Raw genomic sequence first — 24,011 nt, forward strand, 5'->3', positions numbered from 1 at the left:
GCTTTATTTCATGGAAGATGATATGTTTTCGTCCGTTTCCTTCATGGCGTTTACCGCGCTTTCCGTTTGTGCGATATGCTTGGCCAGAACAGACGCATATGCTTCAGTGAGCTCTTTGATGTCCTTATTTAATTGCTCGATGGACTTCACAACATTCAAATGGTTTCTGCCTGAGAGATGGCCGGGCAAGGAGGACTTGAGTTCAGCTGAATTCTTGAGCTGAGAAAGCCCTTGCTTCACTGTGCCATACACCATTTTAATTTCCTGTGCCATTTGTGCTCACCTCACTTTTTATGTTTTTCCTTCTCTATTTCATGCTCTATCCTCGTGATCTGGTGCCTGATGGAATACACATCGCTCTCTAATGAGTGGATTTTGCCTTGAATGCTTTCGATGATTCCGCTGACTTGATCGCTTTTGATTTGCTGATATGCTTTGTTCATTCCTTCACGAATATCTTCAAACCGCTCCGCATGTGTTCCTCTCCATGCATCCGGGGTGAGATGAGGCCGGTGAATGAGATGCTGGGCCTCTGAAAATTCGTGTTTGATTTGCCTGATTTCGTGCAGCACTCGTTTTAACTGATGGATTTGTTCCTGTTTTTCATGTAAGTCGGCTTTTACCGAATGTAACAACATTTCACTATGCATGCCGCAACACCTCATGTTTCTATCAAACTGTGTCAATTCTTTACAATACAGACTATTTTCATATTACATGATGGGTCATATTGGATAAATAGGTAAAAAGGTTTGTCTTGAGAGATGTTTAACTGGTTCTAAAATGCTAAAAATAGATCTCATCACCTTATGAGAGGGAGAAAATAATCATAGGAGGGACTTTTTATTTAAGTCTTTAATCTCTCTTTCATTTTTATTTTTTCTCCCACTTAACAATTTCTTATAGTCAATAAAGCTCATAAAAAAACGCCTTCCTACGAAGGCGCTTCTCCATCTTATTTAGATCCCCAAACAGCCTCACCGCTGCCATTCAACACACTAAACGTCATGACGTTCTTCTCTCTCACCGAATCCCACTGGCGTAAAAATACCCCGTTATACTTCTTGCCAGCTAACGTTATGTTAGCGGTATTTTTTCCGGTTTTCTTCCATGTTCCGGTCATTTCCCCGGAAATGGTGTGGTTTTTGTTGAGCTGGATGTTGATGTTTTTTTTGATGTCGGCTGAGATGTCTTTTCCGTGCTGGATGACTTTGTATGTTCCTGTGATGTCTTTTTGTTTTACTTCTTTCAATGTTTCGCCCGCATAACGATATGGCGCTGCTACCGGCCAGCCGTCTTTGTTCATGAACAATTGGTGGACTCTGACTTCGTGTTCTTCACCCCTGCCCGGGAAGCGGGTGTGGAAGATTAAATAGGAACGCCCGGTTTTTTCATCATAGTATGCGGAGTTGTGGCCTGGTGAGACGTACCCGGTGCCTTTTTCATTTTCTGTTTCAAAAGTGTAGCTGCCCATGAGTTTGACGCCGTATGGTTCGATGGAACGGTCGTCGAAGAATGTGCCTTCTTTGCCGCGGACGTCGAGCATTGGATTGCCTTCTGCATCATAGTAAGGGCCGTCTGGTTTCTTGGAGCGGGCCACACGGATGTTATAGCCGCCTGTTGCATCAAGACCGCCATATGATAGGTATAAGTAGTAGTATTGGGTGTCTGGATTGTAGAGAACATACGGGCCTTCGATTCTGCTGTGGTTGCCGCCGAGCAGTTTTTTTCCGTATCCCTGCCCAGGAAGCGGGAAGCCCGTTTTTGGATTCATTTCAAGAATGAAAATGCCGCCTGAGTATGATCCGTACACCATCCACAGCTTGCCGTCTTTATCAAAGAAGGTATGCGGGTCGACGACATTCGGGTGTTTGGTTGCGTCATACGGTGTTCCATCGCTGCTTGTGCCTTCCATTCCTGATTTCAAAAAGATGCCTTTGTTTTTGTATGGGCCTTCGATGTTGTCAGCAACGGCAACACCCATGGCGGATCTTGGCGAGTCGCCGCGGCAGGCGTTGTAGTACATGTAGTATTTGCCGTCCGCCAGCTGCGTGACGTCAGCCGCCCAAAGAGTATCGGATTGCGCCCATTCGAAGGTTTCTTTTAATTCTTCATAGACATTCGGAATAAGTGGGTTGTCATTGCTTACGCTGGTGGTCAGCTGCTGCCATTGCATGAGGTCATTTGTTTTTGCTGAAGCGAGATGAGATCCAAAAACATAAAAGGTGCCGTTTGTTTCAATGATGGAAGGGTCATGGACGCTGACTTCTTTAAATACTGGTTTTTGTGCATAGACGGAGCTTGGGAGGATGAAGGCCATGATAAGAGCTGCAAGAAAACATACACGAAACAATCGGTTGAACATTTAACCAATTCGCCTCACTTTTTTTATTAAATTTTTAAGCGCTTACATTTCCCTATGAAGAAACCCCGGCCTATTAAAACAGCCGAATGTTTTCATATTCAAACAGATAGGTGATTTCTCACTGTTCTCTTACATTGTCTGGCTGTTTTGCGCAGAACTGCTGCTTGCATATCCTCTCCTTCATAGTTCAACTCTTTTGCTGTTTCTCCTTCTTTCATCACTCTGTTTTTCATTCGCGTACATGTAATAACTGCTTTGTCAGGTTTTGCATCGACTGTGATACAGCCATTTCGTTGTCGGCGGTTTTTAAGATGATGCCTGATTGCCCGTCAACACCAGAGTCATTCGGCTGGCTCTTTATAAAATGCCTTGCGAAAAATGCGACTTAGTAAACGCATATTGAGAGTAAGACAGCGGCGCTTGCCTCCTTGTCTGGATATCGTGTGCAATCGCTGAAAAAACCTGTTCTGCTTTCTGCGTCACACTATTACAATAGCAATCTAACTTGTTAAAGACTGTAAAAAACCTTTTGACTTCTGCTGCTGAACCAATTAATATAATACTCAGTTAATAGTTATCAGAATTTTTAGGAATTGAGTGATTCATATGACACTGCATAAAGAGCGTCGGATCGGCCGGCTGTCTGTTCTCCTGCTGCTGAATGAGGCGGAAGAGAGTACGCAGGTTGAGGAGCTGGAGCGAGACGGATGGAGGGTCTGTCTTGGCAAGGTAGGATCAATGGACGCGCATAAAGTAGTAGCCGCAATTGAAATCGCTTCCAAAAAGAGCGGTGTCATTCAATCTGAGGGTTATCGGGAGTCACATGCGCTTTATCATGCGACGATGGAGGCTTTGCATGGCGTGACCAGAGGTGAAATGCTTCTAGGATCGCTGCTTCGGACGGTGGGCTTGAGGTTTGCCGTTTTGAGGGGAAATCCTTATGAAAGTGAAGCGGAAGGCGATTGGATTGCTGTCTCGCTTTACGGAACAATCGGGGCGCCGATTAAAGGTCTTGAGCACGAGACATTCGGTGTTGGAATTAATCACATATGAAACAGCCCATAGATCTTAGACGATAGGGGGCTATGCGTGAAAACAGATGTTCACAGCATAGCTCCTTTTTGTATGGGCGCTTTACCAAAGTAAAGAAAAAGGAGTTGGGCTTATGGTGACTTTAGACGGTACTTCATTGACAACAGCCGACGTCGCTCGTGTGCTGTTTGATTTTGAGGAGGCAGCGGCTTCCGAGGAAAGTATGGAGCGCGTGAAAAAAAGCAGAGCAGCAGTGGAACGGATTGTACGCGACGAAAAGACAATCTACGGCATCAACACCGGATTTGGCAAATTCAGCGATGTCCTGATTCAAAAAGAAGACTCGGCGGCGCTGCAGCTGAATTTAATCCTTTCTCATGCCTGCGGAGTCGGCGACCCTTTTCCTGAGTGTGTTTCCAGGGCAATGCTGCTTTTGCGCGCCAATGCGCTGTTAAAAGGCTTTTCCGGTGTCCGCGCTGAGCTGATCGAGCAGTTGCTTGCTTTTTTAAATAAACGCGTCCATCCTGTCATCCCTCAGCAAGGATCACTTGGCGCAAGCGGAGATCTGGCGCCGCTTTCCCACCTGGCGCTTGCGCTGATCGGGCAAGGAGAGGTCTTTTTTGAGGGGGAAAGAATGCCGGCAATGACAGGCTTGAAAAAAGCCGGTATTCAACCGGTAACGCTGACATCCAAGGAAGGGCTTGCCTTGATTAACGGGACTCAGGCCATGACTGCAATGGGAGTGGTCGCCTACATTGAAGCTGAGAAACTAGCCTATCAAACAGAACGCATTGCCAGCTTAACGATTGAAGGTTTGCGGGGAATTATCGATGCATTTGACGAGGATATTCACTCAGCCCGCGGCTATCAGGAGCAGATTGATGTCGCAGAACGAATTCGCTTCTATCTTTCTGACAGCGGCCTGACAACCTCCCAGGGAGAACTGCGGGTTCAGGATGCCTATTCATTGCGCTGTATTCCGCAAGTACACGGTGCGACTTGGCAGACACTAGGCTATGTCAAAGAAAAATTAGAGATTGAAATGAATGCCGCTACAGACAATCCACTCATTTTCAATGACGGTGACAAAGTGATTTCCGGCGGAAACTTTCACGGACAGCCGATCGCCTTTGCCATGGATTTTCTGAAAATCGCAATATCAGAGCTTGCGAATATCGCAGAGCGCAGGATCGAACGACTTGTGAATCCGCAGCTGAATGACCTGCCGCCGTTCCTGAGCCCTCATCCCGGTCTGCAATCCGGTGCAATGATCATGCAGTACGCCGCGGCCTCACTCGTTTCTGAAAATAAAACACTGGCCCATCCGGCAAGTGTGGATTCCATTCCGTCATCCGCCAACCAAGAGGACCATGTCAGCATGGGAACCATCGCCGCTCGGCATGCTTATCAGGTGATCGCAAATACAAGGAGAGTCATTGCGATCGAAGCGATTTGCGCATTACAGGCTGTTGAATACAGAGGCATAGAACATGCAGCGTCCTATACGAAACAGCTTTTTCAGGAAATGAGAAAAGTCGTGCCGTCCATTCAGCAGGACCGTGTTTTTTCCTATGACATTGAACGCTTGACTGACTGGCTGAAGAAGGAATCTTTAATACCTGATCATCAGAATAAAGAACTAAGGGGGATGAACATATGACTGATGTAAAAAAATCAATCCGTGCCAACAGAGGAACAGAGCTTGAATGCTTAGGATGGGAGCAAGAGGCAGTGCTTCGGATGCTTCGAAACAACCTTGATCCAGAGGTCGCCGAGAAGCCGGAGGACCTCATCGTATATGGCGGGATCGGCAAAGCCGCACGGGATTGGGACGCTTTTCACGCCATTGAGCATTCCTTGAAAACATTAAAAAATGATGAAACATTGCTCGTGCAATCCGGTAAGCCTGTTGGCATGTTCCGTACACACCCGCAGGCCCCGCGCGTGCTCCTGGCAAATTCTGTTCTTGTTCCGAAGTGGGCAGACTGGGAGCATTTCCACGAACTTGAGAAAAAAGGGTTAATGATGTACGGACAGATGACGGCTGGCAGCTGGATTTACATTGGCTCACAAGGCATATTGCAAGGAACCTATGAAACCTTCGCTGAGCTGGCGCGACAGCACTTTGGGGGCAGCTTAAAAGGAACGTTGACGCTGACAGCGGGTCTCGGCGGAATGGGAGGCGCACAGCCGCTGTCTGTCACGATGAATGAAGGCGTCGTCATTGCTGTCGAGGTTGACGAGAAACGCATCGACAAGCGGATCGAAACAAAATACTGCGATCGAAAAACAGCATCGATTGAGGAAGCCTTAGCTTGGGCTGAAGAGGCAAAGCTGGCAGGAAAACCTTTGTCCATTGCACTTCTCGGAAACGCAGCTGAGGTGCATCACACACTTTTGAACCGAGGCGTCAAAATTGATATTGTGACAGATCAGACATCTGCCCATGACCCTTTAATCGGTTATGTTCCCGAGGCCTACTCCCTTGATGAAGCTGACTGTTTGCGTCAAGACAATCCAGAGCTTTACGTGCGCCTTGCGAAGCAAAGCATGAAAAAACATGTCGAAGCCATGCTGGCCTTTCAGCAAAAGGGCTCTATTGTATTTGACTACGGCAACAATATCCGGCAAGTCGCAAAGGATGAAGGGCTGGAGAATGCCTTCGATTTTCCGGGTTTTGTCCCTGCCTACATCCGCCCCTTATTCTGTGAAGGAAAAGGGCCGTTCCGCTGGGCGGCGCTTTCCGGAGATCCGGCAGATATTTACCGTACGGATGCGTTATTAAAAGAGCTGTTCCCGACAAATAAAGCCCTTCACCGCTGGATTGATATGGCACAGGAAAAAGTCACCTTCCAAGGCTTGCCGTCCCGTATTTGCTGGCTTGGATATGGAGAACGAAAAAAGATGGGCCTCGCCATTAACGAGCTGGTTAGAAGCGGGGAGCTAAAAGCGCCTGTCGTTATTGGGAGAGATCATTTGGACTGCGGGTCTGTCGCCTCTCCAAACCGGGAGACAGAAGCGATGAAAGACGGAAGTGACGCTGTTGGTGACTGGGCTGTGCTAAATGCGCTTGTCAACACGGCGGCGGGTGCAAGCTGGGTTTCCTTCCACCATGGCGGCGGCGTCGGAATGGGCTATTCCCTGCATGCCGGCATGGTTGCAGTGGCCGATGGAAGTGAGCTGGCTGACGAGCGGCTCGCGCGGGTCTTAACGAGCGACCCAGGAATGGGCATTATCCGTCATGCGGATGCGGGTTATGAACGTGCCGTTGAAGTAGCGAAGGAACAGGACATTATCGTGCCGATGCAAAAATAAAGGAGTGATGACATGCCAAAGCAAATTGATACGATTCTCATCAACATCGGTCAGCTTTTGACGATGGAAAGCAGCGGTCCGCGGGCAGGCAAAAGCATGCAGGATCTTCATGTGATCGAAGACGCTGTTGTCGGCATTCATGAACAGAAAATTGTGTTCGCCGGACAAAAAGGGGCTGAAGCCGGTTACGAGGCAGACGAAATCATTGACTGTTCGGGACGCCTTGTAACGCCCGGCCTCGTTGATCCGCACACCCATCTTGTATTTGGCGGATCTCGTGAAAAGGAGATGAACCTTAAGCTTCAGGGCATTTCATATTTGGATATTCTGGCGCAGGGCGGCGGGATTCTGTCTACAGTCAAGGATACCAGGGCGGCTTCAGAAGAAGAGCTGCTGCAAAAAGCCCATTTTCATCTGCAAAGAATGCTGTCCTACGGCACAACCACAGCAGAAGTGAAAAGCGGCTACGGCTTGGAAAAAGAGACAGAGCTCAAACAGTTGCGTGTCGCAAAGAAACTGCATGAAAGCCAGCCTGTTGACCTTGTTTCCACATTTATGGGAGCCCATGCGATTCCTCCCGAATATCAAAACGATCCAGATGAATTTCTGGATCAAATGCTTTCCCTTTTGCCGGAAATCAAAGAGCAGGAGCTCGCCAGCTTTGCTGATATTTTTACAGAAACAGGCGTTTTTACAGTCAGCCAATCCCGCCGTTATTTACAAAAAGCAGCTGAGGCAGGCTTCGGATTAAAAATACACGCAGATGAAATCGATCCGCTTGGAGGTGCTGAATTAGCAGGTGAGCTAAAGGCCGTCTCAGCCGACCATTTGGTAGGTGCATCGGACGAAGGCATAAAGAAATTGAATGAGGCAGGAACGATCGCCGTCCTCTTGCCGGGCACGACATTTTATCTTGGCAAAAGCACATACGCCAAGGCTAGAGCTATGATTGATGAAGGTGTATGTGTCAGCTTGGCAACGGATTTTAATCCTGGCAGCTCACCGACTGAAAATATCCAGCTGATTATGTCCATTGCCGCGCTTCATCTGAAAATGACTGCAGAAGAAATTTGGCATGCGGTCACAGTCAATGCCGCATACGCCATAGGGAAAGGAGAGGAAGCCGGTCAGCTCAAAGTCGGCCGCTCAGCTGATCTAGTCATTTGGCAAGCCTCGAACTATATGTATATTCCGTATCACTACGGGGTCAATCATGTACATCAAGTCATGAAAAACGGAACAATTGTTGTCAACAGGGAGGGAGCCATTCTTGGATAAGTACCCTTTTCTCAGAGAGGCCGGATCTTCGTTTAAAGACCGGGATGTCACAAAAATGAGCGACCTGATCGCAACATGGGACGGCCAGGACATTAAGGGACCGGCGTTGATAGGTGTCCCCCTATCAAAATCCTCCATCAGTCATTCAGGCGCTTCCTTTGCACCCGGAACAATACGCCAGGCTCTGAAACATTCATCAGCCTATTCTGCTGAGCTTGGAGAGCATGTCGTATCAGAGCTTCTATATGATCTGGGGGATATCGATATTCATGTCACTGATATCGTAAAGTCACATCATCACATTTTCCAAACCATGCACGCTCTGCTTTCGGACCATCCGGATTGGGTGCCGCTCATACTTGGGGGAGATAACTCTATCAGCTACTCCACAATAAAAGCGATAGCACAAACAAAAGGAACGACAGCAGTGATTCAATTTGATGCCCATCACGATGTTCGCAATACGGAGGACGGGGGGCCGACAAACGGCACCCCCTTCCGCCGCCTTTTGGATGAAGAGATCATTGAAGGTCAACATTTGATCCAGCTGGGTATCAGAGAATTCAGCAACAGCCAGGCCTATGAAGCATATGCAAAAAAACATAGCGTGAACATTCACACGATGGACATGATCCGCGAAAAAGGACTAATCCCAACGATAAAAGAGATTTTGCCTGTTGTTCAAGATAGAACAGATTTCATTTTTATATCTGTTGACATGGATGTCTTAGACCAGTCCCATGCACCCGGCTGTCCAGCGATTGGCCCGGGCGGCCTCTATACAGACGAATTGCTTGAAGCAGTCAAGTACATCGCACAACAGCCCAATATTGCCGGGATTGAAATTGTTGAAGTCGATCCTACCCTCGATTTTCGAGATATGACAAGCAGAGCTGCAGCTCATGTTCTGTTACACGCATTAAAAGGAATGAAACTCTCCCCATTCAAGTGATCTTCTGGCAGGTTGTATTTTGGGTATAAGAAACTCATCTGCCTAAGGAATGGCAGCTAAAAGGAGGGCGAGACAGTGAATCTTCAGGAGAACAGCAGCCAACAGCTAAAACGCACAATGAAAAGCAGGCACCTATTTATGATTTCTTTGGGAGGCGTCATAGGCACAGGACTTTTCCTCAGTACAGGCTATACGCTACATCAAGCCGGACCCGGCGGTACGATACTCGCTTATGTAATCGGCGGGTTGATGATGTACCTCGTCATGCAATGTCTCGGCGAATTGTCGGTTGCTATGCCGGTGACCGGCTCTTTTCAAAAATATGCTACAACATTTATCGGTCCATCTACCGGTTTTATGGTCGGCATCATGTACTGGATCAATTGGGTGGTGACGGTAGGCTCTGAGTTTACCGCATCCGGTATTCTCATGCAGCGCTGGTTCCCTGACAGCAGTGTATGGATGTGGAGTGCGATTTTTGCAGCCCTTCTTTTTATATGCAACGCATTTTCAGTTAAGTTATTTGCGGAAACTGAATTTTGGTTTTCCAGCGTAAAGATTGTCACCATTATTTTATTTATCATTTTAGGAGGAGCCGCCATGTTTGGCCTGATCTCTTTAAACGGAACGGCGGATGCTCCTATGTTGTCAAACTTCACGGACCATGGCGGGCTGTTTCCGAATGGCTTTCTTGCCGTTTTTATCGCGATGATATCTGTGAGCTTCGCCTTTTCCGGTACAGAGTTAATCGGCGTTACAGCAGGAGAATCAGCAAATCCTCAAAAGGATATTCCGCGGTCCATCCGTAATGTCGCATGGAGGACAGTCATTTTTTTCATTGGCGCTGTGTTCGTATTATCCGGGTTGATTTCGTGGAAGGACGCAGGCGTGATTGAAAGCCCATTTGTCGCCGTATTTGCGGAGATCGGAATCCCTTACGCTGCTGATATTATGAATTTCGTGATATTAACAGCCTTGCTGTCTGTCGCCAACTCAGGCTTATATGCTTCGACCCGTATGATGTGGTCGTTAGCAAATGAAAACATGATCAGCTCCCGTTTTAAGAAAGTGACCTCTAAAGGCATTCCTTTAAATGCCTTAATGATCAGTATGGCTGTATCTTGTTTATCTCTCGTTTCCAGTATCGTGGCCCCTGGAACTGTCTATGTGGTGATGGTCGCAATTGCTGGATTTGCAGGAGTCGTGGTCTGGATGAGCATTGCCTTGTCCCAGTTCTTGTTTCGAAAGAGATTTCTGAAAAAAGGGGGGAATGTAAAAGATCTGACATTTCGCACGCCGCTTTATCCTCTTATGCCTATAGCCGCTCTCTTATTATGTTCTGCTTCTTGTATCGGTCTTGCTTTTGATCCCAATCAAAGAATCGCACTTTTCTGCGGAGTTCCTTGTATCATCCTTTGCTATCTGATCTACCATTTCAAAAGAAATGTTACAAAAGCGAAAAAAATCAGCCAAGAGGAATATCAGGCTGATCACATCCTGTAATCAAAAAAGCACACCCCACTCAGGATGGGATGTGCTTTATTTTTATTCAGTAATCAACGTATGAATCAGCTTCGGCGCCTTCGCTTCCGCGGCGATGCGGATGTTGTCATAGACTTTTGCGATGACTTCATCAACGTTTTCGCGGTTGGCGTAAAGCGTCACGAGCGGTTCGCCTTTTTCTACTTTGTCGCCGACCTTTTTGCGGAGCATGATGCCGACGGCTAAATCGATCTCATCTTCTTTTGTGGCGCGACCGGCACCTAACAGCATCGCTGCGACACCGATTTCGTCCGCAACGATTTCAGAGACGACACCCGCTTCTTTGGCAGGCACATCAATTTGATATGCGGCTTGCGGAAGCTTAGACGGATCGTCAACAATTGAGCTGTCGCCGCCTTGGTTTTTCAGGAAATCCTTGAATTTCTCAAGCGCTTTGCCGTTTTTCATGACTTCTTCCAGCTTCGCTCTTGCTTCGTCCAATGTATCGGCTTTTTTCGCAAGCACAACCATCTGGCTGCCGAGCGTTAAGACAAGCTCATGAAGATCCTCAGGTCCCTCGCCTTTGAGTGTGTCGATCGCTTCTTTGACTTCAAGCGCATTTCCGATCGCAAAGCCGAGTGGCTGGGACATGTCTGAAATGACAGCCATTGTTTGACGGCCGACGTTATTTCCGATGCGTACCATCGCTTTGGCAAGTTCAGCTGCGTCTTCTTCTGTTTTCATGAAGGCGCCCGCTCCCGTTTTTACGTCAAGCACGATGGCGTCCGCCCCGGCAGCGATTTTTTTGCTCATAATCGAGCTTGCAATGAGCGGAATGGAATTGACCGTTCCCGTTACATCACGAAGCGCGTACAGTTTTTTATCAGCCGGCGTTAAATTGCCGCTTTGGCCGATGACCGCAACCTTGTCGCGGTTCACAAGTTTAATAAATTCATCCTTCGTCAGCTCCACGTGGAAGCCGGCGATTGCCTCTAACTTATCAATCGTGCCGCCCGTATGGCCGAGGCCGCGGCCGGACATCTTAGCAACCGGCACATCAAGAGCCGCAACAAGCGGAGCGAGAACGAGCGTTGTCGTGTCGCCGACGCCGCCAGTGGAGTGTTTATCCACTTTAATTCCTTCAATGGCAGAAAGATCAATCGTTTCACCGGAGTTCACCATAGCCATCGTCAAGTCCGCGCGTTCACGGTCACTCATATCCTGGAAGAAAATCGCCATAGCAAGCGCGCTTGCCTGATAATCAGGAATGCTTCCGTCTGTATAGCCGTTCACGAAAAATTGAATTTCTTCAGTGGTGAGTTCTTTTCCGTTTTGTTTTTTGATGATGATATCTACCATTCTCATGTTTGGTCACCGATCCTTTTCGATTAAGTTCAGTAAATCAAGCCCACAATTGCTGCTGATAAAAAGCTGACAAGCGTAGCACCGTATAATAATTTCAAGCCGAAACGAGCGACGACATTTCCTTGCTTTTCATTCAGTCCTTTTACGGCACCGGCAATGATTCCGATTGAGGAGAAGTTCGCAAATGACACAAGGAATACCGATACGATCGCTGTTGTACGGCCGCTGAAATGGAAACCGTTTTGCGTAAGCGACGTCATGGCGACAAATTCATTCGATACCATTTTTGTTGCCATAATGCTTCCCGCATTAACAGCTTCATTCCATGGGATACCGACAAGAAAAGCGAATGGAGCAAACACATATCCAAGAATGCCTTGGAACGAAATACCGAATACTGCATTAAAAATGCCATTGATCAATGCAATAATCGCGACAAATCCAATCAGCATCGCAGCGACGACAACCGCTACTTTGAAACCGTCAAGGATGTATTCTCCGAGCACTTCGAAGAAAGATTGTTTTTCTTCTTCCTCAACACGAAGCATATCCTCTTCTTTTGCAACCTCGTACGGATTAATAATAGAAGCAATTATGAAACCGCCAAATAAGTTCAAGACCAGCGCTGTTACAACATATTCCGGTTTCAGCATTGTCATATACGCGCCGACAATCGACATTGATACAGTTGACATCGCAGATGCGCAAAGCGTGTACAAGCGCTGCTGATTTAAAAGACCGAGTTCTTTCTTCAAGGAGATAAATACTTCTGACTGCCCTAAAATCGCAGAAGCCACTGCGTTATACGATTCCAATCTTCCCATACCGTTTACCTTGCTGAGGGCAAGGCCGATATATCTAATAATAAACGGGAGGACTTTCCACTTTTGCAGAATCCCGATCAGAGCGGAAATAAACACGATTGGCAAGAGAACATTCATAAAGAATGTCGTTTGGTCCGCATTCACCAAGCCGCCAAACACAAAGTTAATTCCCTCTGCCGCGTATTCAAGCAGATAACCGAATCCTTTTGCAAATCCTCCCACGAGGAAATTCCCTATTCCGGTATTGAGGAGAATGTAGCCAAGAATAAATTGCAAAATGAGCATAACAACAATTGGGCGGATCTTAATTCTTTTTTTGCCGCTGCTCGCGATCCACGCGAGGCCTAAAAACACGATTAAACCGATAATCCCAATCAAATACTTCATATGTGTTTCTCCTTTATTTGTATTCGCTTACAATCACTGTTTCCTCAGAAAACGGAAAGCAGTCTGCCTTCCGTCAGCTCTTAATAGTTGTCTCCGCCTGATGCATTTTCTCCTTTTACGATAGAAACACCTGCGCTGGCGCCAATTCGGCTTGCTCCGGCCTCTACCATTGTGTCTACATCTTCTTTCGTTCTGACGCCGCCAGATGCTTTCACGCCGATATCAGGTCCTACTGTTTTGCGCATTAAGGCGATATCTTCCTTCGTTGCGCCGCCTGTAGAAAAGCCTGTTGATGTTTTTACGAAATCGGCTCCCGCAGACACCGCTAAACGGCATGCACGTTCTTTTTCTTCATCAGTCAGAAGGCACGTTTCGATAATGACTTTGACAAGCGCTTTTCCGGCTGCAGCTTCCACTACACCGCGGATATCAGCTTCCACCACATCGTCTTCCTTGTCTTTTAAAGCGGCAATATTAATGACCATATCCACTTCAGTGGCGCCTTTTGAAATGGCGTCTTTTGTTTCGAACGCTTTTGTTTCAGTTGTATTGGCACCGAGCGGGAAGCCGATGACCGTACAAACGTCGACTCCAGTTCCCTTAAGCTCTTTTGCAGCAAGCTCCACCCATGTCGGATTGACACATACTGAAGCAAATTTGTATGTTTTCGCTTCTTCAATTAGTTTTAGAATTTCCGCTTTTTGTGTATGCGGTTTCAAAGCTGTATGATCAATTATGTTGGCTAATGACATCCTTCGCACACTTCCTTTTTTGTTAAGATATTTTTTAGCATAACCGACTTTTGAACATATGTAAATTGGTAATTGAAATTTTGTTCAACGAAAGGTTTGAACGTGTCACAAATCATTAACAAGCGCCCTCGCGGTATGCTGGTCAATGATTAAAACGTTGGCATATTTTCCGGTTAATGCTCCGTGAATGGAAGATACTTTTCTGCTTCCGCCGGCAACTAAAATGGAGCGTTCCTTCAGCCTGAGGTCTTCAAGCTCAACACCGATGGTCCGGTCATTGATGGCACTGCTGCAAATATTCCCTTTCGCATCAAAAAAGCGTGAACAAATATCCCCGACGGCCTGTTTTTTCAGCAGGGCTTTCTCTTCTTCGTTAAAATATCCGAGCCGAAACAACAGCGCTTCATCACGGACAGTCCCGACCGTAAAGAGAGCGATATTCGCCTGCTTGCCCATCTCAATAATCCGCTCAATATGACGGTCTTTCTCCACCATTCGCTTCACATCCGCATTATCAAACACGACGGGAAGCGGGAGATAGCGCGGCATCGTTTGAAAAGCCTCCGCAAACAGCTGAATCGTTTCAGCCGAATACGTGTTTACCCGGGAATGGCTGATACCGCCTTTCAGCTGGACGACCTCGACGCCTTTTACCTGCTTCGGCTGCATGTTTTGCGCGATTTGATACATGGTGGTTCCCCAGCTGACGCCGACAATGTCGCCGTCTTTTACCGTTTCATGCATATATTCTGCACCATAGCGGCTTAGGTCATGTGTAATTCCTGCATAATCGGGTGTCGGGGAAAACACAACATGCGCCTCAAGGAGCCCGTATTTCTCTTCAAGTATGGAACCGAGCGCATCCAAATCCTCAAAAGGGTCCATGACGCGAATCTGGACATACCCTTTTTCCTTTGCATATTGCAGCAGCCGGGAAACGGTTGGCCTTGAAATGTTGAGCTGCTCAGCAATTTGCTGCTGACTGTAGTCAGACTGATAGTAAAGCCTTGCCGCTTCTATGCTTAATTGTTGTTTTTCCCGATCCATTCTGCACCTCCCTGTGGATCAGTCCTGATAAAACTGCTTTTGATTTGCTTTTATTATACAGGCTGGCGCCGGCTTTCATCCACCTGATTTCTAAGAAACTGAAAAACGCTCTGGGCGCGGACCTGCCCAGAGCTTACTTCTCCCAGGTCATATGCTGATAAATGCCTTTCATAATGGCGTACATTCCATATAGGATCAGGCCTAATGCCAATATAGACAGAATCAATTTGCCATGCGGCTGCTGCGCGAGTTCGGCGAGCGCGCCGTCAAAGCCTCTTGTGTCGTCGGGATCAGCGGTCATGGCTGTCTTGATCAGAAAATAGCCGATAGCAGAGAAAATAATGGCCCGGGCGATATTGCCTGCGCGTCCGGTGTTTTTCGTGATGCATATCATTTGTTTGTTCATTTTTGACGTATCAAATTCTTTCATAAAAGCAGCCCGAACGCCTTTCATAAATTGAACAATCGCAAATACGATAAAACCCGCACCCGTAAGCCCTGTGAGCCATTGGCCGAACGGCTGCGCCAATACATAAGCGGACCACGTCTGTTCTGAAGTGCCGCCGTCCCCTTGGCCAAACACAAATCGCAAGGCATTCCAAGCGATGGATGTGTAAACGGCGGCACTGAAAAAGTTTCCTATTCTCCGTGACAGGCCTCGCCTGCTGTTTCCGTGTCCCTCCGTGTCCTTGATCGCGCTTAACACCATCCAGATTACATAGCCGATAAGGCCGATGCCTATTAAAAAAAGCAATAGTGACCCATACGGCATGCGTGATAGCGTTTGGAGAGCTCCGCTCGAATCTTTGGCGCGGCCTGCCCCGGCAGCCGTCATAAAAGCCAAAACCCCAAGCAGAATAAAAACGCCGCCGAATGCAAAATAACCAAGCCTCCCGAATCGTTTGATCCAAGGCTTGGTTTCCTGTTTTATTTTTGACATGTACCGGTCTTTCACCGCCATGTGTCCAACCCTCTTTCACAGAAATCTTTACTGTAACATTCCCGATTGGACAAAGTTGAAACAGCTTCTGCCTCAGCTATGGCTGGCAGAGGTTCGTTTTTGCTGTTTAGCTGATTGTGCAGGTGTCATCCAAGCAGCCGCTGCGGCAGCTGTGACTCCGCCTGCTAATTTCCCAATGATCATGGCCGCCGCCATTTCTTTTTTCATTCCAGCTACAAAACCGAGATGGCTGCCGAGTACAAAGGCGCCGCTGACCGCAAACGCGACATTGATGACCTTTCCTCTCGGCGTCATATCCTTTAATGAAGCCAGCATTGGGATATGATGCGCCAAAGAGGTCACTAAGCCTGCTGTTGCTGTCTCATCTAAATGAAGGCATTTCCCCAGAGCCTGAAGCGGTTTTTTAAAGGTTTTTGTAATAAATGCCGTCATCGGGAACGCCCCTGCCAGAGCAATGGCGATGGTCCCTGTCGTTTGTATCCCTGTCTCGACATTCTCCATTCCCGGAATCAGCACAATGCCGGTCATCGTTTCAACAGAAACAGCTGCAAGCCCGATAATCGCAACCATACTGACCGCTTTCCCGAAGAGATGAAACAACTGAATCATTTTGTCGGTGTATCGCCATAACCCAAAAGCGATGACAGCAGATAACAGACTCGGGATCAGAAGATTTTTACCTATCATGCCGATGTCAAAGCCTGCGCATAATCCGCCGATTAAGCAACCGATCGGCACTGTGCACAGCCCGATTAATATGCCTTTCGCAAAATACGGATGATCCTCTTTTTCGATGATGCCAAGAGCGACGGGAATCGTGAAGACGATTGCCGGTCCCATCATTGTTCCTAAAAACACCCATGAAAACAGCCCGGCCTGCGGATCTTTCGCCATTTCTCCAGCCAGCGCATATCCTCCCATATCAATCGCCAAAATGGTGTTCGCAAAGGAAGAAGGGTCCGCGCCAATCGCTGTGTAAAACGGAGCAACAATGGGAATCAAGATTGCTGCCAGCACGGGCGCCAGCGATACAATTCCGATCATGGACAGCGCCAGCGGCCCCATAGCCTTAAAGCCGTCCGCAAACCGCTCGCCTAGCCCCCATCTGTTTCCCAAACAATAATCCGCCGCTCCCCATAGTAAAAAGGCAGCCAAAATGAATACAACCGCGTCATTCACCGTCATGGTTTTCTCCTTTTTCAAACGTATGATTGGTTTTATCATATCATCTGAAATCACCGAATAGAGTTGATCTTATTCAATATGAGCTAAAAATTCTTTTATATCGGCTTTTTCAACGGCTGTTATAATGCGTCGCGCTTTTTCTTGCGGGACCGTTAATGTCAATTTTTCTATTATGTCTTCTTCAGACAGCTCATTTCCTGGTGCCCCTTTTGGGCAGTCCACACGCGCTTCGCAAATCCGGCCGTCTGATAAATAGGCCCGGACAATCGTGAAACGGCCTTTTGGAACGGCATGTGGGGCCGGCTGAGTAGCATTGTCATATACGCGCTGAATATGCCCTATTGTCGTTTGAATGCCGTTTGGGATCGGCTGACTGCTGAAATGTTCAACGGTCAGGCCGTGTCCATGCAAAGCAAGAGCAATCACATATTCAACGCTGAAACGGCCTTCCTCTCCAGTTTTTGGAGATCTTTCCGTCAATGCAGCATCTCCGCCTGGCGGAAATATCACTTCAATACGTTCGGTATTGGCAGCAGAAATGGTTTCTTCGGAGATAAGCTGTCGTACCGCATCTGCAGCATGGTGTGCCGCGGAACAAAATGGATAGATTTTAAACCATAGACCCGGCTGCACAATTCTCCACGGTGCCCCCCAATCGTTTAGCAAAGTGTGTTGTGCTTTCTCAACGTCACCGTACAGACTGAAGAAACCAGTTTCTCCATCAAATGCCGTGCGGGACCCGCCAAATTCTGATTGGGCCAGCTTAACGGCCAGCAAGCCAGCCTGAGCCGCCAAACCGGCGTGCAGCGGTTTCATTTCTGTTCCAAATTGCACCCTCATCCCAGCAGATTGCGTAGCCGCAAAACCAATTGCTTTTTCCAGCTCTTCCTGAGTCAGCTCCTCAGCATAACCTACGGCGCAGGCAGCAGCGATGGCACCAAGCGTTCCTGTATTATGCCAGCCCTTTTCATAGTGGCGGCTGCCAATTGATTCTCCCAGCCGTGCCATCACTTCAATACCAACAATATAAGCGCCAAGAAGCCGCTCGTCATGTCCGCGAGCGGCAGAAGCAATAAGGGCCGGTACAATGACTGCACTGGGGTGTCCTCTTACATCGGAGTGGACATCATCAAAATCCAATGCATGGGCGATAAATCCATTCAGCATCGCGGATTGTAATGGCGCGGCCTTTTTGCCCTGTCCGATAATAGGAACAAGGGGCCGTCCTCCTTCATCCTCTATCAGACGGAGGAGCTTTTGAATGCCTTTATCTTCTCTTCCTGCGAATGAAGCGGCAATAAAATCAAGTAATCCTTTTTTTGCTTCGCGAATCGCGTCAACTGAATACTCAGGTTGTGACGTTCTCACAGCCGCTGCAAGACCTGCTGTCAGCCCTTGTTTGCTCATTTGATGGTCTCCAATACAATAACCGCCAGCTCCGCAAAGTATTGAGAGGCAACCGTAAGGGCTTCTTCATCCAGTGTAAAGGCCGGATGATGCCACTCCTCCGTCCCGTTCGTTCCCATCCAGACAAAAAATCCCGGAATCTTCTCTTGATACAGAGCGAAGTCTTCTCCGCCCGGAGACTGCTCAGCGTGAACGGTTTGATAGCCAAGCCGTGCCGCAGCTTCGGATGCCGCATTCAAAAATGTGCCGTCATTCTGAACGGAAGGCAAATAAGGAAACCACTTGAATTCTGCTTGTGCCCCATAGCCCGCTGCAATTCCTTCAGCCACTCGTCTCATATGCTCCGGAACAGCCTGCCGCGCTTCTTTTTGAAAGGTTCGAACCGTCCCCTCCATTTCAGCTTGGTCTGGAATTATGTTCCACGAGGTGCCCGCCTGTACTCTTGTGATACTGACGACTGCGTTTTGCAGTGAGCTGATATTGCGGCTGACCACAGATTGCAGCCCGCTGATGATTTGTCCGGCTGCAGCGATTGGATCAATACTGTTATTTGGGATGCCGGCGTGCCCGCCTTTCCCTTTGATGACGATCTCAAATCGGTCAACACTTGCCATGAGCGGACCTTCCTTTACACCAATGGTCCCGACAGGCAGATCCGGCTTATTGTGCATGCCGAAAATCGCAGAAACGTCATTAAGTACGCCAGCTTCTAGAACCTTTCTTGCTCCTGCGGCAATTTCTTCGGCCGGCTGAAAGATAAAGCGGACTGTACCTTTCAGCTCGGCCTTTCTTTGATTCAGCAAAATCGCTGTGCCGATAATAGAAGCAGTATGAAAATCGTGTCCGCACGCATGCATTGTGCCATCAACCTTAGATGCAAATGGAAGATTCGTCTGTTCTTGAATCGGGAGCGCGTCAATATCCGCTCGTATTGCTATCACGGGGCCGTCTTCCCGTCCTTTGATTTCTGCAATCACGCCAGTCTCCAATTGAGGGACATCAAGTATTTCGATTTGCTCCTCCTCAAGCCAACGGCGGATTTTTTTCGTCGTTTCAACCTCTTGAAATGACAGTTCAGGATGTTCATGAAGATCACGCCGCATATTGATTAAACGGGTATGAAACGCTTTGTCGGCCATTGTTCTTCTCCCCTTCTTATATAAGCTCTGCAGGCTCTCCCACCTGCTTGATAAATCGTTTCGTCCGTTCGTTTTTCGGATGGTCAAACAGTTCCTCTGGCGTTCCCTGCTCGATAATATGGCCGTCTGCCATAAAAATCACTTTATCAGCAACCTCTTTTGCAAACGCCATTTCGTGTGTAACAATGATCATCGTTGTTTGTTTTTCCGCAATGGACTTGATGACCTGAAGCACCCCTGTGACGAGCTCAGGGTCAAGCGCTGACGTTGGTTCATCCAGCAAAATCGCATGCGGATTGACCGCAAGCGCCCGCGCAATGCCGATTCGCTGCTGCTGGCCGCCGGACATTGTGATTGGATAGCTGTCAGCCTTATGCTCCAGACCGACTTGTTTCAGAATCTCCATTCCAATACGTTTCGCTTCGTCGCGTGGTTTATGTTGAGCCACGATTAAAGCTTCTGTAATGTTTTGCAGAGCCGTTTTATTTTTAAACAGATTGTAGTTTTGAAAGACCATGGCCGTTTGCTGGCGAAGCCGATGTGCTTCCTTGCGTGTAAACTTTTCCGCATTCAGTTTGGCTTCTCCGATTTCAATAAGGCCTTGATCCGGACGCTCTAATAGATTTAAGCACCGGAGAAGCGTTGATTTTCCGGAACCGGACGGACCGATGATTGCCACCACTTCTCCGCGTTTCACTTCTAGATCGATTCCGTCGAGCACGACGAGATCTTTAAACGCTTTGCGAATATTTTTTACTGTTATCAACTGATTTCACCTCTAAGTCCGGTATGGCTTGCTCATGGCACGTTCAAACAAGTCCTGCAAAATGCTGTAGATAATGGTAAGAACCCAATAGACGATCGCAACCGCCAAGTACGTCTCAAAATATTTGAGGTTTCCTGAAGCGTACATCTTCCCTTGGGCGAACATCTCCATGACCCCTAATGTAAAGGCCAGTGACGTTTCTTTCAGGAGCCCGATAAATGTATTGCCCGTTGCCGGAATCGCATTTCGGATCGCTTGCGGCAAAATAATCCGTCTGTATGCCTGAAATTTTGTCATACCGACAGACAGGCACGCCTCCAGTTGCCCGTCATCAACAGAATTGAGGGCAGCCCGGAAGATTTCTGCCAAATATGCTGCATTTTTTAAGCTTAACCCGATGATGGCAGCTGTGAGAGCTGTCATTTTGCTCATCTCTGGAAACAGCTGCGGCAGCCCGTAATAGATTAAGAACAGCTGCACCAGTGTCGGCACGCCTCGGAAAAAGGATATATACAGCTTTGACAGCTGATGAAGCACTGGAATTTTGTTCTTTGTGATGAGTGCGAGAATAAGTCCTCCGATAATGGCAAAAATCATAGCCGCTATAGCCATAAACAACGTGATCGGAAGGGCCTGAATTAAAGTCGGGAACGCTGATATCATGAATTCCCAATCAATCGTGTTCATTCTGGTGAGTCACCGCCGTTTCTTAATGCTTCTGTTCTACTGTGATATCTTCATTAAAGTATTTTTCAGAGAGTTTTTTCAGTGTTCCGTCTTTACGCAATTCATCTAGCGCCTTATTGACTTTTTTGCGGAGCTTGTCGTGCGCATCGTCCTTGGCAAATGGGAATGCAACCTGTTCGTAAACAATCGGATCTCCTGCAAGCTTTAATGGCAAACCGGTCTTCTTGATTTGCGCGATCAATACAGTTCGGCTGTTGACATAAGCGTCTACACGGCCGTACGCAACATCCTTCAGCGTACCCTCTTGTGTTTCGTACGTTTTGATATTGATTTTTTTATCAGGATCTTTGCTTTCAAGGTTTTTCGCGTGGTTTGAACCGAGAACGGCTGCGACTGTCTTGCCTTTTAAATCGTCTACTGATTTGATGTCTGTATTGTCTTTTTTGACGACAATCTGTGTTCCCGCATAAGCGTATGGTTTCGTAAAGTTATACGTTTCCTTACGTTCGTCTGTCACAGCTACCTGGTTAGAAATGGTGTCAAGCTTGCCTGTTTGAAGCTCTCCCATCAGCCCGCTGAATTCAAGCAGCTTCCAGTCCAGTTTCATGTCAATTTTCTTAGCGACTGCTTCCATCACTTCCACGTCAAAACCTGTCAGCTTTCCGTTTTCTTTATAAGCAAATGGGTAACTTTGTCCTGTCGCACCGACATGAAGCACATTGTCATCCTCTTTACTGCTGCTGTTTCCATTGCCGCAAGCTGAGAGCACCGCTAATAATGCAGCAACGACCAGCACTGTCCATTTTTTCATCTTCATTTGATTTTCCCGCCTTTTCTATTTTTATAGATCATGTCGCAATTGTTTTTTCATATAGACTGTGATATGCCCTTTTCCAAGGTCTTGTTCACCTGAGCGGACATATCCTTTTCGTTCGTACATCTCAATCAGCCACGGATGCTTATCCGCTGTTCCGAGTGAGACAAACGGAACCTTTAACGTATCGCGAAGGATTGTTTCCTCCAGCCATTGAAGCAGCTTTGTTCCGATTCCTTTTTTTCCGGTGTCGGGGTCCACAGCAAACCACCAGATATGCGGAACGCCATACGGTCCCGGCTGTTTTCCCCAAGGCATTCTCAAGGTGATGGTCGCGATGATCCGCCCGTCTTCTTCCATGACGTAGCAAGCATTTTCCCGAATATTTTTCAGCACCAAATCCAAATCCGCATGAGCGGCAGCAAAACGAATGCCGAGCTTTCGAATCGGTTCATAAGCCCGCAATGTCAGCTCGAGAAGCTGTTCGGCATCACGTTCAACTGCAAGGCGGTATTGTGGCTTCATCTAGCGTTCCTCCTTACTTTGCATAGCGGTTTACCGGCTTTTCCAAACCGAAGTGCTCTCGTAATGTTGTGCCTTCATATTCTTTTCTGAACACGCCGCGCTCCTGTAAAATCGGAACCACTTGATCAACAAACACTTCAATTCCTTCTGGAAGAAGCGGAGGCATGATGTTAAACCCGTCACACGCTTTCGTATCCACCCATTCCTGCATCTTGTCGGCGAGCTGCTCCGGCGTGCCGACAAAGATATGGTGGCCTCTGGAGCCTGCAACGTATTTGTAAAGCTCTCGTATCGTCATATTGTCACGTTCAGCCATCTCCTGAACAAGCTTGAAGCGGCTCTTCACCGCATTGGAAGCTTCTGCGTCAAGCTTCGGCAGCGGCCCATCAAGCGGATATGCCGACAAATCAATTCCGCCTAAGTAATTTTGGAGAATTTGCAGACCGACAGATGGGATAATCAGATCTTGAAGCTCCTTGTATTTGGCTTGCGCTGCTTCTTCTGTATCGGCAATGATTGGGAAAATACCCGGCATGATGGCAATTTTTTCTGGATCACGTCCGAATTCCGCAGCCTGTTCTTTAATGGATTGATAAAATTCTTGAGCTGATTCCAGGTGGTTTTGTGCTGTGAAGATCACTTCGGCTGTTTTGGCAGCCAGCGCTTTTCCGTCTCCTGATGATCCTGCCTGGATAATGACCGGCTGGCCCTGCGGGGTTCTTGAAACGTTCAGAGGTCCGCGAACCGAGAAATATTCTCCTTTGTGGTTCAGCTCGTGCATTTTTTCTTTGTCAAAGAATTCACCCGTTTCTTTATTACGGATAAAGGCGTCCTCTTCCCATGAATCCCAAAGCCCCTTTACAACCTCGACAAATTCCTCTGCCCGCTGATAGCGCAAATGGTGTTCAAGGTGCTTTTCACCGCTGAAATTCAGTGCTGTTGATTCAATAGATGAAGTGACGACGTTCCATCCGGCACGGCCATTGGAGAGATGATCCAATGACGCAAACTGTCTGGCAATATGGAATGGCTCGCTGTATGTAGTGGAGGCTGTTGCTGTCAGTCCGATTTTTGATGTGACCTGCGCCAAAGCAGAGAGCAGGGTGAATGGCTCGAACCTTGTTAATACATTTGGATGTGATTTGCTGTCAATTGAAAGGCTGTCCGCTAAAAACAGCATATCCAGCTTGCCTCGCTCCGCTGTTTTCGCAAGCTCTTTAAAATAATCCAAATTCATGCTCGCATCTGACGGCGCTTCCGGGTGCCGCCAAGACGCAACATGGTGGCCTGTACCCGCTAAAAATACCCCTAATTTGATTTGTTTCTTTTTGCTTGTCATGACGATACTCCTTTTATCATGTTTTTAGGCTGAATAATCCGAAAAATAAACTCCTATATTCCTAGTCGTTTAATATGAATAAATCAAAATGTACCTTTGTCTTGGACGTTTGTCAATGAGTTAAGATTAAATTTTTCTTTTTAAGCTGAAAACTCGCGGGATCATGGGGCGGCATTTGTGCAACCTGTATACTGGCAAAACCAGTCTGATGCTGAGACTCGTTTTGATCCAAAGTTTTATATAAATGTAGCTTGCACCTTATCTCTACTTCCGACCATACGCATTTTGCCGCCGCTTTTGCTCTTTGCTAATAAACGCGCGTGATCGCCGTCGTAGAACGGTTCATTTTCCCACTCATTCAGAAGCTGAGACATCACATAAAAAAATAA

At 47.5% G+C, this 24,011-nt stretch carries 23 protein-coding genes and 1 pseudogene; 6 read left to right on the forward strand and 18 right to left on the reverse strand.

Features of this window, described 5'->3' with window-relative positions:
• Positions 1–3: 3 nt before the first annotated feature.
• The 4 genes and pseudogenes from MHI44_RS10595 to MHI44_RS10610 all read right to left on the reverse strand — a co-directional run bounded on the left by MHI44_RS10595 (position 4) and on the right by MHI44_RS10610 (position 2,654).
• Complete coding sequence (locus MHI44_RS10595; protein ID WP_003218942.1) at positions 4–273, reverse strand: YwqI/YxiC family protein; 270 nt, start codon at positions 271–273, stop codon at positions 4–6.
• A gap of 11 nt (positions 274–284) precedes the next feature.
• On the reverse strand, positions 285–650 hold the full coding sequence (locus MHI44_RS10600) for a DUF5082 family protein (RefSeq protein ID WP_339203478.1): 366 nt from the start codon (positions 648–650) through the stop codon (positions 285–287).
• Positions 651–955: 305 nt separating this feature from the next.
• Positions 956–2,365: an arabinan endo-1,5-alpha-L-arabinosidase AbnB gene (gene abnB / locus MHI44_RS10605; protein WP_339203480.1), complete on the reverse strand. Its 1,410-nt coding sequence runs from the start codon at positions 2,363–2,365 to the stop codon at positions 956–958.
• Between the two features lie 129 nt (positions 2,366–2,494).
• Positions 2,495–2,654, reverse strand: a pseudogene (locus MHI44_RS10610) (hypothetical protein).
• 317 nt (positions 2,655–2,971) lie between these two features.
• On the opposite strand from MHI44_RS10610, the gene hutP reads away from it, so the two are divergent.
• The 6 genes from hutP to MHI44_RS10640 all read left to right on the forward strand — a co-directional run bounded on the left by hutP (position 2,972) and on the right by MHI44_RS10640 (position 10,445).
• Positions 2,972–3,418 (forward strand): hut operon transcriptional regulator HutP, encoded by a 447-nt coding sequence (gene hutP / locus MHI44_RS10615; protein WP_144530957.1) that lies wholly within the window; start codon positions 2,972–2,974, stop codon positions 3,416–3,418.
• Positions 3,419–3,530: 112 nt separating this feature from the next.
• Positions 3,531–5,057 (forward strand): histidine ammonia-lyase, encoded by a 1,527-nt coding sequence (gene hutH, locus MHI44_RS10620; protein WP_339203483.1) that lies wholly within the window; start codon positions 3,531–3,533, stop codon positions 5,055–5,057.
• Positions 5,054–6,712: a urocanate hydratase gene (gene hutU / locus MHI44_RS10625; RefSeq protein WP_339203485.1), complete on the forward strand. Its 1,659-nt coding sequence runs from the start codon at positions 5,054–5,056 to the stop codon at positions 6,710–6,712. The genes hutH and hutU overlap by 4 nt, the downstream gene beginning before the upstream one ends.
• Positions 6,713–6,724: 12 nt before the next feature.
• Positions 6,725–7,990 (forward strand): imidazolonepropionase, encoded by a 1,266-nt coding sequence (gene hutI, locus MHI44_RS10630; RefSeq protein WP_339203487.1) that lies wholly within the window; start codon positions 6,725–6,727, stop codon positions 7,988–7,990.
• Positions 7,983–8,942, forward strand: coding sequence for a formimidoylglutamase (hutG, locus tag MHI44_RS10635; RefSeq protein ID WP_003227136.1), 960 nt, complete (start codon positions 7,983–7,985; stop codon positions 8,940–8,942). Before hutI ends, hutG begins: the two co-directional genes overlap by 8 nt.
• A gap of 75 nt (positions 8,943–9,017) precedes the next feature.
• The gene (locus MHI44_RS10640) at positions 9,018–10,445 is read left to right on the forward strand and encodes an amino acid permease (protein WP_339203488.1); all 1,428 of its coding nucleotides are present in this window, start codon (positions 9,018–9,020) and stop codon (positions 10,443–10,445) included.
• 42 nt (positions 10,446–10,487) lie between these two features.
• Here the strand turns inward: MHI44_RS10640 and MHI44_RS10645 are convergent, their stop codons facing one another.
• The 14 genes from MHI44_RS10645 to MHI44_RS10710 all read right to left on the reverse strand — a co-directional run bounded on the left by MHI44_RS10645 (position 10,488) and on the right by MHI44_RS10710 (position 23,996).
• Positions 10,488–11,789, reverse strand: coding sequence for a pyrimidine-nucleoside phosphorylase (locus tag MHI44_RS10645; protein ID WP_038428059.1), 1,302 nt, complete (start codon positions 11,787–11,789; stop codon positions 10,488–10,490).
• A gap of 29 nt (positions 11,790–11,818) precedes the next feature.
• Entirely contained in the window at positions 11,819–13,000 is a 1,182-nt protein-coding gene (gene nupC, locus MHI44_RS10650) for a nucleoside permease NupC (protein ID WP_003244143.1), read from the reverse strand.
• Between the two features lie 80 nt (positions 13,001–13,080).
• On the reverse strand, positions 13,081–13,752 hold the full coding sequence (deoC, locus tag MHI44_RS10655; protein ID WP_015385091.1) for a deoxyribose-phosphate aldolase: 672 nt from the start codon (positions 13,750–13,752) through the stop codon (positions 13,081–13,083).
• Between the two features lie 105 nt (positions 13,753–13,857).
• A complete protein-coding gene (gene deoR, locus MHI44_RS10660) occupies positions 13,858–14,799 on the reverse strand; it encodes a DNA-binding transcriptional repressor DeoR (protein WP_014478458.1) in 942 nt (313 codons plus the stop codon).
• 133 nt (positions 14,800–14,932) lie between these two features.
• A complete protein-coding gene (locus MHI44_RS10665; RefSeq protein WP_015385093.1) occupies positions 14,933–15,760 on the reverse strand; it encodes a DUF1206 domain-containing protein in 828 nt (275 codons plus the stop codon).
• Between the two features lie 72 nt (positions 15,761–15,832).
• Positions 15,833–16,945, reverse strand: a complete 1,113-nt coding sequence (eutH, locus tag MHI44_RS10670) for an ethanolamine utilization protein EutH (RefSeq protein ID WP_339203492.1) — start codon at positions 16,943–16,945, stop codon at positions 15,833–15,835.
• A 69-nt stretch (positions 16,946–17,014) separates the two neighbouring features.
• Positions 17,015–18,352, reverse strand: coding sequence for an MmgE/PrpD family protein (locus MHI44_RS10675; protein WP_256683106.1), 1,338 nt, complete (start codon positions 18,350–18,352; stop codon positions 17,015–17,017).
• Positions 18,349–19,491 carry an N-acetyl-sulfur-metabolite deacetylase SndB gene (sndB, locus tag MHI44_RS10680; RefSeq protein ID WP_339203495.1) on the reverse strand — a complete coding sequence of 381 codons (1,143 nt, stop codon included), beginning with the start codon at positions 19,489–19,491 and terminating at the stop codon, positions 18,349–18,351. The genes MHI44_RS10675 and sndB overlap by 4 nt, the downstream gene beginning before the upstream one ends.
• Positions 19,492–19,507: 16 nt before the next feature.
• A complete protein-coding gene (locus MHI44_RS10685) occupies positions 19,508–20,257 on the reverse strand; it encodes an amino acid ABC transporter ATP-binding protein (RefSeq protein ID WP_014478463.1) in 750 nt (249 codons plus the stop codon).
• Positions 20,258–20,269: 12 nt separating this feature from the next.
• The gene (locus MHI44_RS10690; protein ID WP_003243465.1) at positions 20,270–20,944 is read right to left on the reverse strand and encodes an amino acid ABC transporter permease; all 675 of its coding nucleotides are present in this window, start codon (positions 20,942–20,944) and stop codon (positions 20,270–20,272) included.
• Between the two features lie 22 nt (positions 20,945–20,966).
• Positions 20,967–21,761 (reverse strand): amino acid ABC transporter substrate-binding protein, encoded by a 795-nt coding sequence (locus MHI44_RS10695; RefSeq protein ID WP_003227109.1) that lies wholly within the window; start codon positions 21,759–21,761, stop codon positions 20,967–20,969.
• A gap of 24 nt (positions 21,762–21,785) precedes the next feature.
• Positions 21,786–22,283 (reverse strand): sulfur-containing aminoacid acetyltransferase SnaB, encoded by a 498-nt coding sequence (gene snaB, locus MHI44_RS10700; protein WP_003227107.1) that lies wholly within the window; start codon positions 22,281–22,283, stop codon positions 21,786–21,788.
• A 13-nt stretch (positions 22,284–22,296) separates the two neighbouring features.
• Positions 22,297–23,622 (reverse strand): LLM class flavin-dependent oxidoreductase, encoded by a 1,326-nt coding sequence (locus MHI44_RS10705; protein ID WP_163130400.1) that lies wholly within the window; start codon positions 23,620–23,622, stop codon positions 22,297–22,299.
• 236 nt (positions 23,623–23,858) lie between these two features.
• Complete coding sequence (locus MHI44_RS10710; RefSeq protein ID WP_170948334.1) at positions 23,859–23,996, reverse strand: hypothetical protein; 138 nt, start codon at positions 23,994–23,996, stop codon at positions 23,859–23,861.
• Positions 23,997–24,011: the final 15 nt, after the last annotated feature.

Origin of the sequence: Bacillus sp. FSL K6-1366, from assembly GCF_037976695.1 — a bacterium.
Classification (GTDB): domain Bacteria; phylum Bacillota; class Bacilli; order Bacillales; family Bacillaceae; genus Bacillus; species Bacillus subtilis.